This window comes from Flavobacterium sp. LM4 (assembly GCF_002017935.1).
Classification (GTDB): Bacteria; Bacteroidota; Bacteroidia; order Flavobacteriales; family Flavobacteriaceae; genus Flavobacterium; species Flavobacterium chungangense.
On sequence record NZ_MUFW01000004.1, the window covers coordinates 102,963 to 118,406 of the forward strand.

13 protein-coding genes are annotated in these 15,444 nt (G+C 31.6%); 1 reads left to right on the forward strand and 12 read right to left on the reverse strand.

Annotated elements, in window-relative coordinates; all coding sequences use genetic code 11:
• The first annotated feature begins 6 nt into the window (after positions 1-6).
• Positions 7-648, forward strand: a complete 642-nt coding sequence (locus BXU10_RS20340) for a response regulator transcription factor (RefSeq protein WP_078229338.1) — start codon at positions 7-9, stop codon at positions 646-648.
• Between the two features lie 34 nt (positions 649-682).
• Here the strand turns inward: BXU10_RS20340 and BXU10_RS20345 are convergent, their stop codons facing one another.
• From BXU10_RS20345 to BXU10_RS20400, 12 genes are all read right to left on the reverse strand, one after another.
• Positions 683-1,237, reverse strand: a complete 555-nt coding sequence (locus tag BXU10_RS20345; RefSeq protein WP_078229339.1) for a hypothetical protein — start codon at positions 1,235-1,237, stop codon at positions 683-685.
• Between the two features lie 88 nt (positions 1,238-1,325).
• On the reverse strand, positions 1,326-1,988 hold the full coding sequence (locus BXU10_RS20350) for a hypothetical protein (RefSeq protein WP_078229340.1): 663 nt from the start codon (positions 1,986-1,988) through the stop codon (positions 1,326-1,328).
• Complete coding sequence (locus BXU10_RS20355) at positions 1,989-2,381, reverse strand: hypothetical protein (RefSeq protein WP_078229341.1); 393 nt, start codon at positions 2,379-2,381, stop codon at positions 1,989-1,991. It abuts the gene before it with no gap.
• Positions 2,382-2,572: 191 nt separating this feature from the next.
• Positions 2,573-4,282, reverse strand: a complete 1,710-nt coding sequence (locus tag BXU10_RS20360) for a leucine-rich repeat domain-containing protein (RefSeq protein ID WP_078229342.1) — start codon at positions 4,280-4,282, stop codon at positions 2,573-2,575.
• A 278-nt stretch (positions 4,283-4,560) separates the two neighbouring features.
• Entirely contained in the window at positions 4,561-5,541 is a 981-nt protein-coding gene (locus tag BXU10_RS20365) for a hypothetical protein (protein WP_078229343.1), read from the reverse strand.
• The gene (locus BXU10_RS20370; RefSeq protein WP_078229344.1) at positions 5,538-6,209 is read right to left on the reverse strand and encodes a hypothetical protein; all 672 of its coding nucleotides are present in this window, start codon (positions 6,207-6,209) and stop codon (positions 5,538-5,540) included. Before BXU10_RS20370 ends, BXU10_RS20365 begins: the two co-directional genes overlap by 4 nt.
• 68 nt (positions 6,210-6,277) lie before the next feature.
• Positions 6,278-8,191, reverse strand: a complete 1,914-nt coding sequence (locus tag BXU10_RS20375) for a M48 family metallopeptidase (protein WP_078229345.1) — start codon at positions 8,189-8,191, stop codon at positions 6,278-6,280.
• Between the two features lie 3 nt (positions 8,192-8,194).
• Complete coding sequence (locus tag BXU10_RS20380) at positions 8,195-9,271, reverse strand: hypothetical protein (protein WP_123922065.1); 1,077 nt, start codon at positions 9,269-9,271, stop codon at positions 8,195-8,197.
• A gap of 89 nt (positions 9,272-9,360) precedes the next feature.
• A complete protein-coding gene (locus BXU10_RS20385; protein ID WP_078229347.1) occupies positions 9,361-10,512 on the reverse strand; it encodes a hypothetical protein in 1,152 nt (383 codons plus the stop codon).
• 1 nt (position 10,513) lies between these two features.
• Entirely contained in the window at positions 10,514-11,683 is a 1,170-nt protein-coding gene (locus BXU10_RS20390; protein ID WP_123922067.1) for a hypothetical protein, read from the reverse strand.
• A gap of 82 nt (positions 11,684-11,765) precedes the next feature.
• Positions 11,766-13,274 carry a leucine-rich repeat domain-containing protein gene (locus BXU10_RS20395; RefSeq protein ID WP_189328111.1) on the reverse strand — a complete coding sequence of 503 codons (1,509 nt, stop codon included), beginning with the start codon at positions 13,272-13,274 and terminating at the stop codon, positions 11,766-11,768.
• Positions 13,275-13,371: 97 nt separating this feature from the next.
• Complete coding sequence (locus BXU10_RS20400; protein WP_078229350.1) at positions 13,372-15,249, reverse strand: T9SS type A sorting domain-containing protein; 1,878 nt, start codon at positions 15,247-15,249, stop codon at positions 13,372-13,374.
• Positions 15,250-15,444 lie beyond the last annotated feature (195 nt).

Genomic DNA, 15,444 nt, shown 5'->3' on the forward strand with positions numbered 1-15,444 from the left:
GAATTAATGGAAAAATTAAAACTTATTATTGCTGATGACCATACGATGTTCCTGCAAGGAATTGTATCACTAATTGAACATGAATCGGGGATAAAAATAATTGGCAAAGCGGTAAATGGCATTGAAGTTTTGGATATTTTAAAAATTCAAAATGCAGATATGGTAATTCTGGATATCAGTATGCCAGAAATGGACGGAATTGAATTAAGCAAAATATTAAAAAAAGAATATCCTTTTATAAAAATTATAATTGTGAGTACACACAGTAACGCTAAAATAATTTCAAGATTAATCAGAATTGGTGTAAATGGTTATTTATTGAAAAATGCTGAAAAGGCAGAATTATTAGAAGCAATTTACAGTGTTGCTGATGGCAAAAATTATTTTTCTAAAGAAGTAGAAGAGCAATATTTGAATAACAGCCAAAAAATAGAAAAACAAATCTCTACTATTACTGAACTAAGTTCTAGAGAGAAAGAGATTTTAGTTTTGATTGCGCAAGAATATAATACAGCCGAAATTGCCGAAAAAACCTTTATCAGTTTTAACACAGTTAATACGCATCGACGTAATTTATTATCCAAGCTGAATGCAAAAAATACGGCTGGACTTGTAAAATATGCAGTCGAAAACGGATTAGTTGATTGATTATAGCTAGTAATAAAACCTTTATTATATGCTTTTACACTCCTTCATAATCCTCGGTTTTTTGCAATAAAATTCCTGACCAGGACTCAGTTTTAAGTGCATCGGCAATATTTTTAGAAATAACTATAAATCCTGGACCATATAATGTGCGAAAAAAAGTTAAATCACGTACTTTCAGCTCATCTATAACAATCGCACCAGTAAAATATGGTTCTCCAAATCTAAGGCGATATTCTGAACCTTCAAGTTTTTCTGCATCAATACAACCAATAACATTTACTGCGGAATACCCAAACACATCTTGGCCAGAAACATTGTTATGCAGTACAACAGGATAAGTATCCATATTATCAACACCGAGAGTAACCAAAGAAGCTATTAATCGATTAGACATTATCGGTACAGTGGTATCAAAAAAATCTGGAAAATTATTGCCATGCTTAGAATCAATCATTAAGCTTTGAGGTTTCAACGGTGCCGCAAACTTATGACCGGCTATCCAGCTCAGCACTCCTGTTTCTGAAGTATGGCCAACAAGCTGTACCATATTCTGTTGTTCAAAAAGATTTTGTCTTAGGAAATAAAACATATTGTATTATTGTGATAACCATTAGAATTAAAAAGGGTTATTCCAAAATATTTCAGAATAACCCTTTATTTTAAATTGAAAAAAATCATTACAAAGCGTTCTCAATTTGTTTTTTGATTCTTTCTTTTTCTTTGTGTGGAAACTTGTATACAGAACTTATTTTGATATGAAGTTCCTTATTTTCTAAAACAATTGAATTACCCTCTGCTATTGAAATTTTAATATTCTTTATGTTTTCAATAACTGCTTTTTTTCCTAATTCATCTTCAAGTAAAGATTCAAAAATTGAGGGTAACAATTTTATGGTTTCCAGAACAATATTTCTATTATTTTCAGGGTAATTATCAGTATCTAAAACCAAATTGATTTTTTCTGTTGTACTTTTTTCTAAATCTTCTTCGGCTTTTTTGGCGGTACGCTTTAATTCTAAAGTGCTGACTACAGAATTAGGCTCAAGAACCCTTAGCGTAGTATCGGCATCCATAAAAGTTATCGCTGCAACCTGAGAACCCGGAACCAATGTAACTTCAGGTTTTGGATTAGCATCTGGAATTCCTATAACCATCAATAGTTTTTCCTGTCTGGTTCTGTCATATCCTATAATACAACCCCGAATAACATTTCCGGTATGCAATAACAATTCTAGTTTAGGCAAACTGTAAACGTCCTCTGCCTTATCAGCAAAATCGGCAAGTTTTATAAACCAGCCTGAAAATTCTATAAACAGATTCTTTTTATAAGATTGAATCATTTATAATAACTTTTCTACGTAATCTGCAATTTGAGAATCGGTTTGAGAGCTAAAAGATCCCTGAACCAACTGAACTGTTAAAGATAATGTATTGTCTTTAAGTTCCATTTTTACATCATCATTGTTATCTGAATTTGTTAAATGAATAGTTGACATTTTTTCCTGTAAAGCCTCTTTTCCCATGTCATCAGAACATATTCTTTTCACGAATGATTCCAAATCATCAAAAACGATGTCTAATCTAGAAAGCGGATATTCATCATATGCTGTAAATGTATTCCAATCCACATCTACTTTGATATCATATCCGGCTTTGTCTTTTAATTTTGCTTCAAAAGCCGGAATTTTTTCTACTTTAATTGATTCTGCTAAACGTTTTTCTGCTAAACCCATGATTTAATTTTTTATTATTAATTACTTTTTAAAACTTATTGTGCAAATCTAATGCTGCGTTTTTTATCAGTAATCACTATAAATGATGATTTTACATTTTAAGAAAGTATTCGTCGAAATTATTCTAACCAAAAAATATCAGCTAAATTTTTACCAATGATTTTTATTTTATCTTAGAAACTGTTTAAGATTTAATGAGTATTTTTTAAATAATCAGGCAATGTTTTCTTATAATCAAATAAATGATTGTACGATTTCGGTAATTTATCTTGTATTTTAGTATCGCTGGCAACATATAATTTTTTCATCCCAATCATTGATTCGGGAAGTGCTGCAACATGGGTTGAGGTTATATTGAGATGCTCTAATTGTTCTAAAATAATAATATTATCGGGGATCTTTGAAATTTCGTTGTCTCCAATATCCAGTCTTTTTAGTTTTTTGAGTTCTAAAACTATTTCCGGAAACTGAGTCAGTTTATTTGAAGATAAATCCAACTCTTTTAGTTCTGTAAGTTGGACCAGCTGAGGCGAGATTTTTTGAATTTTGCAGTTCAAAAACTTCAAATGCTGCAATTTGGGAAGTTTGGAAATGGCATCAGGAATTTCATCCATTTTAATGCTTATTTCTAAATGAGTAAGGTTTTTCAATCTTTCAATTTCAGGAATCCATCCCATGTGTTTATGATCAACTATTTTTAATGATGTTGTTTCGGGATACAACAGTGCTTCCTGCAAAGTAAAGGGTAATGTATTAAAATGGTCTTCTGTCATGCCTGGCGGAATATCGCCAGATGCATTCATATTTGTAGTGGGACGAACCACAAATACACCTCCTCCTAAACGGTTATCTCCACAATTTTGTACAGATTCCATAAACACCAGAGAATTCTTTGTACGGAGATTTTTGGGTACCTTAAAGGTTCGGAGACCTAAATTATAGGCTGGTCCGAATTTTTCAACATTTAAAATTTTTATTCGAAAAGATTCCCCTTTCGTTCTAAAACGTACATATACCGTACCCGAAGTTTCACCGGGTACGTAAATAGGGATACCTGCAATCTTCATAATACCCTGCCAGCCGGAATTATAAGTATTAATGTATTTTTTTATACGAAACTCATAATGTAAACCTGTACGCCAATGCACAAAAGGATTTGTGTCATTTGTCCGCATCCAAATCATTTCAATGGACGGATTCGATTGTGGAAAAGTTTCTACAGCTGGAATATCGGGAAGATAATAATCACCGAAATTATTAATTGTCTTGTCTTCCTGAAACTTACGGATCATGCGACTATCATTGACACCCGATAATAAAATTTCAACCTTACCTCCTATTTTAAAAACAATCCCTGCTTCATGAATTTGATCTCCCAAAACCCGAAGATTTACAAACTCTGTATATTCAGCAGCTGCGTATAATTTTATAAAAAGCTTTTCAAAATCCCTTCGTCCTAAATCCAGAGCTGAATTATGTATTTGATGATAAGGATGTTCTTCTTTTTTTCCGGTCTCTAAAAACGGAATATAGGAAGCCGGTCCGTAAAAATAACCGCTTCGGTAAGAAAAACTTAGAGGTGTTTCGAAGGTAATAATATTGTTTCCATTTTCGTCCAGTAACGAATAAGCCTTTCCGTAAGGCTTACTTGTCATTTGGTAAATTCTAAAAGAACCGCTTTCGTCCAAATCTGAATACACCATGTATTGTTTTAACGACGGAATATAAAAATACTTAGGATAATAAACTCGTCCCCGAAGTACAGGAGATAACTCATACTTTTTGGAACTGCCTAATATATTATTCCGAAAAAGGTATTTGTACTTTGATGAATTATGAATTCGTCCAAAAAGAAATACTGTCAATAATAAAACGGTAATGAAAATATAAAAGTTTTGCATTAAAAAATATTTAGTCTAACCCGTTGGGTGAAATTGATTAAAAAAATTGATTTGATTATAATAAAGTATAAAATCGGGAGTAAAACATCATTTATAACTTAAGGAATTGATGTCATCCTGAGCGGAGTCGAAGGCTTTTGAACACCAAAGGGCTTCGACTAAGTTTATCCTGAGCGAAGACGAATGGACTCAGCCTGACACTTATTTTTTAATTTCATCCAACGGTTTTAGTTTAGTCTGTTCTTATGATTCTATCTCAAATTTCTATTGTATTTTATTTAGGACTCTTTAATCGTTGCATTCAAATCAAAAAAAAACTTTTTATCTTTACCATTAACTGCACTTTCATTATTCACCGGAATGTCTACTAATATTACATTCTTATAAAAAAATCTGATTCCTCCATTCAAATAAAGATGGAGATATAAAGGTTCTGTTTCCCTGACTCTAAATATTTTAAATTTATCTGTCGAAGATTTTTCCTGCTGTGCAATAAGCTTCTCAAAAGGAAAAGGAAATTCTACAGCATAATATTTATTTTCAGCGTATGAAAACCATGATAATAAAATGATATTTGCATTAAAAGGAATCTGGACTGTTTCTCTAAAACCTTCTTTATTAACATAATAATGTCTGGTTTTTGTCTTCATTGCAATAAATTCTTTTTGAGAATATGATTGTATGTTATTCGTAATTTTTATATCAGAAGAATTTCTGTTTGCCGTATTTACAAACTGAATATTATCTATAGCTAGAAAAAGATCCAGATCATGATTAATAACTAACACTATATTTACAAAGTGTTCGTCCTGCTGTTTTTTTATGTAATAATACCGACCTGATCTAAAGCCATAATAAAACAGCGGAAAACCAAATAAAATTAGCAGCCAGAAATAAAAATGAAAGATGTTGAATTCATTATTTTTTTGATACAAAACCAATAAATAAAATCCGAAACCGGTAATTAATAAACTGCTTAATATGATTAAAAAAGAAACAAAAGAGTAAAAAACCGATTTAAAACCTGTTGTATCCCTGTCATTTAATATTGGTATGAATTTCTTCAGCCCATCAAAGAAATAAGTCGCAATAACAGCAAGAATACCATTATAAACAAGAGCATACTCAAAACCTAGAAAGTATAAAAACGGATAAGAAACATAAGAAGCTATAACTAATGGCAAAATAATATGGCTCAGTAATTCTTCAAAATTGCAACAGACAGGTTCTGCTTTTTTATATAATTTATATCTTTTCATAATTTAGCATGACTAATCAAGATTGACTTATATATTCCTGAATTCCGGAATAGCAGTATCCAAATAGAGCAACACAAAAATAACCGGGCTTCACTCCTGTTATATTTGAGTAAGCAGTATCTAATTAAGCTAAAGAATTTTAATTTAAATAATTCATCAAACATTAGTATATAGGGATTATCGTAATCATCAGCTTCATATTCCGGTTTCTGATTCTCTACTAACAATTCACCATACCAGGATTTCATTACAAGATAAGCTGATAAACTTTTTAGACACAACGGTTCGCCAGTTAGTAGAGGTTTATCAGAATCAAGAACAATCCAGTTATTATCTGGTCCGGTATCAGAATTTGACAAAAAATTATGCGTACATTTTTCATATGCATTTCCAATAGCACGATTTTCTAAATCATAACTGTCATACCTCCATTCATAATTTACGGCTTCATATGTTTTGGACTGGCTGTTTATCTGGTCAAATGATTCCTGAAGTTCATTTGTAAGCTGATTTAATATCGTCTCATCATCAATCTCATTCAGTTTCTTTTGGACATCGGCAGGCGAAACCAGTAAACTGTCAATTATTTCTGAATCGGCTTTATTTACTTGTTTCCAGATATTTTTATTACGGGCTTCAATATTAGACAGCATTTTTGACTTCTCCATATTTTACAATTTGAAATCAAATTTAGATCTATTGATTTTCTCAACTGTCACTATTTGTAGTGATTTTGCTATACATAACGTGTGCCTTTGCTTTCTAAAATTGCATTTAATGTAGTAGACTGGTGACCTGCTTTTTTAGATTTTTCTGCAGCTTCAAGAGCTTTTTTGGGATTATTCAATTTGCAATAAATCTCTGCAAGATTGCAGGTATAAATTCCTTCTTTAGGATTGTTTGCAATTGCTTTTTCAAACTCAGCCAGGGATTCTTCATATCGGGATTCCTGATCATATAAACATCCGTAATTATTGTGCATATGTGCCAGAGCAGCCGGTTCATGCTGCGTTTTTGCAATAAAATAATCTTTTTTGGCATAACAGGCTTTCGATCCTTCTTTATACCACAATAATCTGACTTCCAGAAAATAAGCAAAACCATACCTTGGATCTATTGCCTTAATCATGTCACATTTTTCCTGAGCCTGATCGTATTGTTTATCAAACACCAAATCCCAGGCTTCTTTATATAGCGATCGCTTTTGCTGGTCTTCATCACTATCAAGCAAATGATCCACCATATCTTGTTTGCGGTCTTTTTTAACCTGAATCTCCCAATCACCAAATAATATGGATTTATCATTTGCAATGATTCTAAATTGTAAATCTTTCTCGTCTCCGTTTTCAAAATTAAGATCGAACCTAACAGCAACCTCATCATTTCCGTCTGTCAGTTTTTGTATACTTTGAAAGAGTTTCTGGCTATTGATGATTAGAGTGAGCCAATCGTACAGATAATTTCCTCTGTACACAATTCCGATTTGTTTGGGCAGAAATCGCAATTTATCTATTTCCATTTCAGCGATTTCACTTTTGTATTCACTAAATGAAACATCATCAACATCCAGATAATTATTCCCTCTAAGTCCAGAGATATTCATTCGCCAGGGAATCAATTTGTTTTGTATCAAAAATCGCTCTTCAATTCCTCCTGAAGTTTTAATTTTTTCTATCAAATTCAAAAAAGCTTTGGGATTGCTGTAATGATCATGTGACTGGCGGTGAAGGTCTATTTTTTCATTTCGTACCTCCTCTGAAATAACAGTTGGAATGTTTTCCTCAAGATCTATTAAAACCATATCATCGTTAAAAAGACGGATTCCGCCATTGGCATGTATATGCAGATTTAACCTTTTGGTTTTCTTGCCACGCAAAACTTTGGAGACATTTGTGGGATATTTTTCCTGTTCGATTGTGAGTTTCTCAAATGGAAAAGGTAATTCAATATCATAATATTTATCTTCAATAACAGAATACCAGGACATCAAAAGAGAATCTGCACCAAAAGGCATATGTATCATCTCGCTATAAATAATTTCTACGAGATAATAGTTTCTATTGCTGCTATCCATTTTATTTAATTCAGATTCCGAATAAAAACAATTAGGCTTCTCTAATTTAATATCTGACATGGCTCGCCTTGAAGTATTAACAAACTGAATATTGTCAATATACATAAGCAATTCCCTGTCATGACGTATTTTGAGTGGTACTCTTAAATATTCTGTTGCCATGGATCTTTCTGCCAAATAATAACTTCCATGAAGAAAAGCATAATAGGCTATTGGAATACTAAATAAAACACAGAGCCATAACTGAAAGTAAAATTTATTAAACATCCCTGTTTTTTGATAAACAACCAATGTATAAACTCCATAATCAACAAATAGCAGCACTCCGGATATACAGGCTACACCTAATAAAAAATCAAAAGTTATTCCTGTATTTGATTTTCCAAAATAATATATGAAAAAATAGAGGCACCAGGAAATAACCACATTAAAAATAATTCCAACTGTAATACCAAAAAAATAGAATAATCCATACGTGATAAGAGCAGCCAGTAATACTACTGCAACAGGAAAAGCAAGGTCTCCACCAAAATAAACCTCTTTTGTTTTTTTATAAGAACTGTAATTTTTAGTCATTTTTTAATTATTTATTTCTGTAAATATATTCAAATCTTCAAATCCGTTTGGTGCTGGCATTGGCACATAAGATCCTTGCAACATTGCCTTTTTTTCACCTGTTTCTTTATTTAGAACATATTTCCCGTATGAATATTTATTTGTACTGGTTATAGAATAGTCTTTTTCGCCTTCGTGAATTGTATTTTCAAAACTGGCAGAAAACCCTCCAAAATTTTTCTTTATAAATTCAATTGCCTTTTTATCTTCTTCGGTTTCAATATAAAACTCCGACTTAAAATAATCATCAAAAGGAGCAATTTCGTTCGTATTTAAATTAACTGTTATATCGTACGAAAAACGTTTTTCAGGATCCGTTCTAAAAGGGACATAGCGTATAATCCTTTTAAATTCAACCAGAGTATTTTTACTGTCCCCTAAAATGTTACTTTCATAATCATCCAAATTAAATATCAATGAAGGATGTTTTTCCTTCAGTAACGTAATTCCCATCTCAATAATAGCTTTTTTTGTTTTTTGAGTCGTTTCTTCTTCGTCAAAAAATTGAATCTTTTCTTCCTGTTCATAAATAGATTCCAAAACAGCTTTAGGACGAAATTCTGAAAATGTATTTTGCATTATAGCCGATTTAAAGCGGTTACCCTTTTTTATAAAAAACTTATTTAAGGAAGTCTTACTAAAATTACTTATCCAATAATAATCCATGTTTTCGGTAATGGTTATTTCAGAATACGGATCTTTTTGAAAATCTGTTTTTTGTTTGATAAAATTCAGTTTCTTTTTATCTTCTTCTGATGGAATATAAAAACTAAAATTATAACCGGATTCAAACGGCAAAATTTGCTTTGTGATCAGGTTTATGGTGATGTCATAATATTGATTCGGCTCAGCATTTAATGGGATAAACCGAATGTATCTTCTAAATTTGATTAGTATTTCTGTACCGTTTTTCCATGCAGTAGTTTCAAAATCATCAGAATTAAGTACTAAAGAAGGCTGTTTTTCCTTTAGAATATCAAGTGAAATATCAATCAGTTCTTGTTTTGGCTTAGATTTTAATTCTTCTAAAGTATATTTCATTTTTGCTTGCTGGGAGAAAGAAGTAATCATATTCAGAATTAAAATAAGTTTCAAGAGGAGAATTATATTTCTTCTTTTTTTTTCACAAATTAGTCTTCATCAGTTTCATATACCGTATCATCAATAGCTATTTTTTGTTTTGCACGTTCTACAAAAACATTATCATTTTCTGCACCCAGAGCCCTTTGTGCAGGAGTCAGGTTTCCGTTTAGCCAAATCATTCTGTCTTCCTTCTTTTTGGGAATATAACCGGACTGAAGCCTTTGAATAGCTTCATTATAAATTTCCCACATTACAGGATTTTCTTCTTCTTTTTTCTTTTCGATAAATAATGGAAGTGCCTCTTTAAAACCTAAATCTGTTAAAGCAAAAACGGCGAATATTGGATTGCTGTTTTTTTGAAAATAAAGGAATGCTTCTTTTGTGTTTTCTTCAAAAAACCATTTTGCATACCAAGTCTGTTTTACGAAGGTATCATCAGCAGAATGTTTACCTGTTATTTCAATAGCATCTATTATAACATTAATATCAAAAGTGGTTTGAAAATAAGTTAACTGAATTGCCATAAAGCCCGATGCCTGGTTCATTTCGTACCTTCTTTTTTTATGGGAGCTGTAGGTATAAATTTCAAATACAATACCGGCAAATTGTTCTTTGTCTTCATCATTAAAAGACGAAATAGCCTGAACCAGTTCTAATAAGGTTTCCCCATCTGGATCTGCACTTGTGCTTGTACCTAATTTATCATTGTCTCTGGCGTAATTTTTAGCATAATCAAACGCTGTTTTAAAAAACAAAACCACATCACTCTTAAATTTTGGATTGTAATACGCTTTTACCAATGCATAAAGTGATTGACTGTTTACATATAATTTTTGAAAAAATAAAAAGTCTCCACCTTTCAAAAAATCAGTTGCATATCCCAAAACCTTTTGAAAAGCTTCATCCTCATCCAAAGAAATCATTACATCATAACGCCTGTCAAGCATATAATCTGCAATCTCGATGATTTGCATCCTAAGATTTTTGCTTTTTGAAATTTTGTATTCCTCAATGGCCTGATCTATGTATTTTTTTATTAAGCCTTCTATAAACGATTTAAAATAATAGAAGTCAACTCCCTTTGAGTAACTACTCCCAAAGTATGATCTTATTTTATCGGCAATTAAATTATAGTTACCTGTATTATCTTTTGCAAAATCCAGTACTTCCTGATCGATTATTTTTTCAAAATTTTTCATGTTATTGTTGCTTTGCGTTTAGAATTAATTTTTTCAGGGATTCTAAAGTCAATGAATCCTTTTTGGAAACTATTTTAGAATCTTCATACTGGATGTATTTATATTTATCTGACTGCTGTTCGATTAAAAATCCTCTGACTGGATTTCCTTTTTCGTCAACATATAGTGCTACATGGGTATTGATGCTTTCATCTAATTCTAAAACGAGCGAATAATCATTTTTGCCTTCATTCGAAAAATAAGGAATTGGCTGATTGTTCATCATTAAAAAAACCTGCGAAATTAGATTAGAATTTGGCCCGTAAGCTTCCTTATACAACTCTTTATTGTTTTCCAGAGTAACATTTTGAGCCATAAGAATTTGGTCATCATTGAAGAAAAAGTAAGATATAAATCCTTTTGAAGGTTTTATTTTTTGAGATATATCAGAATAACTGAATTGAGATTTTGCTATTAATTTATTCTCTACCTCAAAAAGTACATTTCCATTTTTTGAGTCTTCAAATTCAACCGTAATACTTCTAAATTTATTATCAATTGCTTCATCCTCTACGTTTGGTAAACTTTCTTTATAAATTGTATAACCTTTTGGCAAAAACTTAAGTTTAATCAATTCGGCATAATGCATCGCCATAATCCAGAAATCTGCGTTTGTAATTTTGCCATCCGTATAATATTCAGATACTAAAAGATGAGCTTCTCCCAAACGAAATTCATCCTTATGAACTAATCCATTATCAGGTTTGTTGTTTTTATAAGTTGTTTTAGTGAATTTTAAATTAAATTCCTGTCCTTCATATTGCATTAAATCAAGCAAAGAACAAGTATATTGGGCTTTAAATATTCCGTTTTCATAATAATCAATAAGTGGAATTTCTAATTCATTGCTGTAAACAAAGTATCCTTCAAAAGGTTTTTCGTTCTTGTATTTGCCAATCAAAGGTTTGATTCCCTCAAGATTATAACGATAATTTTCTGCTTGAATTAATTTTCCTTCTTTATACAAATGCTTGTATTCTGTCATTTCATTGTAAGAAGTATGAATTAATTCTCCTTCACGCTGCCCGGCACCATTTAATTTTTCCTGATCGTATTCGTATTTCATATTTTTGTTTTGGGAGTGAGAGATTACAGCGTTAAAAAGTAAAAAGAGTAAAATGATTTTTTTCATCTGGATCCGGTATTAATAATATAGTTTGTTTTTGATCCCGACGATGACCGTCATTTTCAAAATCCCTATTTTCCTGCTAATTCTAATGGATGATAATTTTTCGGCTTGCTGTTTTATTGTCCTTTTCCAAGACAACTATATAAGCACCTTTTGTCAGTTCAGATAAATCGATGGTATGGTCTTCAGTATTGTTTAAAAACACAAATGTCTTTTGTAATTGTCCTAAAACATTATATACTATGACTTTGTCTAAAACTCCATTTTTAATTGTAAGCAAACCATGGGTTGGATTAGGGTAAAGAACCGTTTCCTGAAAAACCGAATTATCCGTTCCAAGACTACAATTTTGTGAATAGTTAGATGTTTGGTCTTTTTTAGCATTCCAATTGGTATCAGAATAGCTTTGGTTATCGACTAAAATACAGCTTAGATCAGGATTGTTTCTAAAATTGGGATAGTTACTAAACGAATAGGAAATTTTTGCATTATTTGTATTCTTCAAATTCAAGGTGGTTAATTTGTTGTTTTCACATTTTAAAAATTCCAAAATCTTATTTTTAGAAAGATCAAGACTTGTCAATAGATTATCCCCACACTCTAATCGGTTTAAATTTAATTGTTTAGAAACATCAAGAGCTGCAATTTGATTACTAGAAATGATTAAATTGATTAAAGCTTTATTATTCTGAATATCTAAAACACTCAGTTTATTTAAATTACATTGTAATGTTTCGAGCTTGTCATTCTTAGAAATATTGATTGAAGTAAGCAGATTTGATGAAAAAGATAAATTTTTAAGCATCAAATTTTGCGAAACATCCAGACTTACCAATTCATTTGTGGGACAGCTCAGATAGGTTAACATTTTACAGCCGCTGACATCTATACTTTTTAATGTATTATTTCCCAGCACTACGTAATCTAATTGGGTATTATTAGAAATATTTATAGCGGTTAATTGGTTTTTAGAACAGTCCAGTCTTTTTAGCAAAGTAGCAGTTGAAACATCTAAACTTGACAAATTATTAGTGTAACAAGATAGATTGAGCAGTTTTGCCGATTTTGACAAATCTAACGTATTTAATAGGTTTCTGTGACATAGCAGTTCTTCCAGAATACCATTTTGAGGTAATGTTATATTTGTAATTTGATTTAAAACACATTGCAGTGTCTTCAATTCATTATTAGCAGAAACATCCAGACTTGTTAAATTATTCCCTGAACAATCTAAATAATTCAAACTTACATTTTTTGTAACATTCAAATTATTCAAACTGTTGTTATAACACTGCAAAATAATTAAGTTGGTGTTTTTTGAAAGATCCAGACTCTCTAATGAATTATAATAACAATAAAGCTCCTTTAGTGCCGTAAAAGCTTCAATCCCTGTTAAATCAGCTATGCTGCTATTATCTACAGACAGTGAGTTTACAGCTGTAACAGCTGTGGTTAAAACTCTGGAATCAGGATTTCCGCTATCGATTCCTAACGATATGAGTTTTTTTTCAAAATTTACATCAGGAATCTTTGTGTATTGACCGTAATTTGAAATACTAAAAGACAGAAATAAAGCTAGTAAAATATTTTTCATTAAATAAAAATTGAAATTAGATTGAAACACTTGATTTATAAACCTGCGATATTTAAAAAAATTAAAGTATCGCAGGAAGATTATCATCTTAACTAAATTATGGAACCATAATCTTAAAAGTTTCTGTTCTTGAATTCTGACTTACACACAGTATATAAGTTCCACTTGATTTCAAAATTGATCTATCTATTTTAAAATCATCACTTTTAGTTTGTGTCTGATATAATAATTGTCCTTGCAGGTTTAAAATTTTAATAATAGTATTTGAAGAATCATCCAGTCCTTCAATTGTCAAATTTTTATCCTTCCATGGATTTGGATACACGTTGAACTTTTTTAAAGTATTTGTGGTTACAGATAAAACCGGATCCTGAATCGATAGAATTTCGAATCCATTTTTCCCGGCATACAAAGCCCGTTTACCTGCAGAATTATTGATTGTTCCATCAGAATTAAGATCTGTGGCCAGAAGTTTAACATTTACCGGAGCTGTCTCTTCATATCCTACGCCTCCAAATAAAAAATTTGCAGAAACATAAGCATTCCCTGAAAGTTTTACTTTATCACCTCCGTTCCATGATCTTGTAGAAATTGCAAAATTCGGGCAAACAATTGTGTTTCTGTAACAATGTGTATTACTGGCATTATTGGTTTCTGTAGCATTTTGATTCCAAATAATCAAACCTGCTTCCCACTCTATTATATCTGATTTCAAAAAATTATAGCAAACTTCCTGATTAAAGGCAAGCATCCCTGCGTGTTGTTGGTTGCTCATTCTGATCATGCCGGATGGGGCTTTACCAGAAAGCTGATTAAACCGAACGGTTACATTTTTTGAGTCATCCTTAATATGAATAAAAGTTGAGCCGTTTGATAATGACTGATTTACATTAGTAACCTTATTGTTTTCTACAAGTATTCCATCACAAGCAAAAGTACAGATGAGCTGTATAGCAGATGTAGGCAGTAATTCACAATCTACAACTGCTATATTATGACTATATACATTGTCGTCCATAAATACAATACAGGATGGATTATCATTAGCTACTGTTCCATCGGTTTGATTACTAAACTTCAGGTTCCAGAACAAGTAATTTGAATCTTTTTCAGATACTTGTATAATTCTGTTATTTTCGACATTCGTTTTGGATCCTCTAAATTCAATACCAACAAAAGCTACATTACCCGTATTTACATAAAAATGCCCTCCGTTTGTATCGAAAACAACACCGTTTTCAACTGCCAGAAAAGATCTTGGTTTTACGCCTGCATTAATAGAACAATCTGTATTGTATGCTGTACTATATACAGGATAAGTCCCTTTTTTAAAAACAGCTATTTTATTTGCATAAGTAGCATCAGTGTCACTATTTTTCCATAATCCTTCCGGTATACTTGCTAACGGACTATTCCATGTTCCTGCGTTTGCATCATTTCCGTTCTCCTGATCGAGAATCACAAAGGCTGATTCATCAGTTTGTACTGTCCATTTAACATCTGTAACTGCTCCTGACTGATCAGTTACTTTTACATAAAAAGTACCAGCATTACTTGGATTTGTCCAGAAAACTGTAGCGTAATCTGTTGGTATTTTGTGAGAAATAAGTCCGGTAACAGGATCCTGAGTACGATCCGTTTCACCTACAATAGTAGCTGAAGCCGGTCCCGAAATTAGTTCATATTTAAAAGGTGCTTCGCCACCCTGAATACAAATTCTTGTTTTATATGTCCATTTAGAACTTGCTTTTCTGTGCAATGCATAAAGAGGAGTTTCTGCATCTGGCCTGGGATATATGAGCCGCATGGGTAATTTTTGACCCGTTCTGTGGTCAGGGTCAATGTTCCAACTGTAAATATTTGCAGTTGCAAAGGTTTTAGAATCATTATTTCCTTCAGTAGTTACTTGTGAAAATACGGAGATTCCAATGAAAAAAAAAAGAAAGGAAAAGAAAATCGGTTTACTGTAATTCATAAATTAATTTTATTAGTTAATGGGTAGTATTTGGGGTAATGTCACAACTATTTATTTTACTTTCTGTTAGTATGTACCTGATTTATTTATGTTAAAATGCTTTTTTGACACTACATTTCTAAACTGTACCTACGTGTGATTACATAGTAGAATAATATTAATATGAGCAAATGTAATTTTTACCAAAACGAAGAG

What these genes read in the sequence shown, in the direction of transcription:
- BXU10_RS20340 (WP_078229338.1), top strand. Translation starts at nt 7, where the DNA reads ATGGAAAAATTAAAACTTATTATTGCTGATGACCATACGATGTTCCTG.
- BXU10_RS20345 (WP_078229339.1), bottom strand. Translation starts at nt 1,237, where the DNA reads ATGTTTTATTTCCTAAGACAAAATCTTTTTGAACAACAGAATATGGTA.
- BXU10_RS20350 (WP_078229340.1), bottom strand. Translation starts at nt 1,988, where the DNA reads ATGATTCAATCTTATAAAAAGAATCTGTTTATAGAATTTTCAGGCTGG.
- BXU10_RS20355 (WP_078229341.1), bottom strand. Translation starts at nt 2,381, where the DNA reads ATGGGTTTAGCAGAAAAACGTTTAGCAGAATCAATTAAAGTAGAAAAA.
- BXU10_RS20360 (WP_078229342.1), bottom strand. Translation starts at nt 4,282, where the DNA reads ATGCAAAACTTTTATATTTTCATTACCGTTTTATTATTGACAGTATTT.
- BXU10_RS20365 (WP_078229343.1), bottom strand. Translation starts at nt 5,541, where the DNA reads ATGAAAAGATATAAATTATATAAAAAAGCAGAACCTGTCTGTTGCAAT.
- BXU10_RS20370 (WP_078229344.1), bottom strand. Translation starts at nt 6,209, where the DNA reads ATGGAGAAGTCAAAAATGCTGTCTAATATTGAAGCCCGTAATAAAAAT.
- BXU10_RS20375 (WP_078229345.1), bottom strand. Translation starts at nt 8,191, where the DNA reads ATGACTAAAAATTACAGTTCTTATAAAAAAACAAAAGAGGTTTATTTT.
- BXU10_RS20380 (WP_123922065.1), bottom strand. Translation starts at nt 9,271, where the DNA reads ATGAAATATACTTTAGAAGAATTAAAATCTAAGCCAAAACAAGAACTG.
- BXU10_RS20385 (WP_078229347.1), bottom strand. Translation starts at nt 10,512, where the DNA reads ATGAAAAATTTTGAAAAAATAATCGATCAGGAAGTACTGGATTTTGCA.
- BXU10_RS20390 (WP_123922067.1), bottom strand. Translation starts at nt 11,683, where the DNA reads ATGAAAAAAATCATTTTACTCTTTTTACTTTTTAACGCTGTAATCTCT.
- BXU10_RS20395 (WP_189328111.1), bottom strand. Translation starts at nt 13,274, where the DNA reads ATGAAAAATATTTTACTAGCTTTATTTCTGTCTTTTAGTATTTCAAAT.
- BXU10_RS20400 (WP_078229350.1), bottom strand. Translation starts at nt 15,249, where the DNA reads ATGAATTACAGTAAACCGATTTTCTTTTCCTTTCTTTTTTTTTTCATT.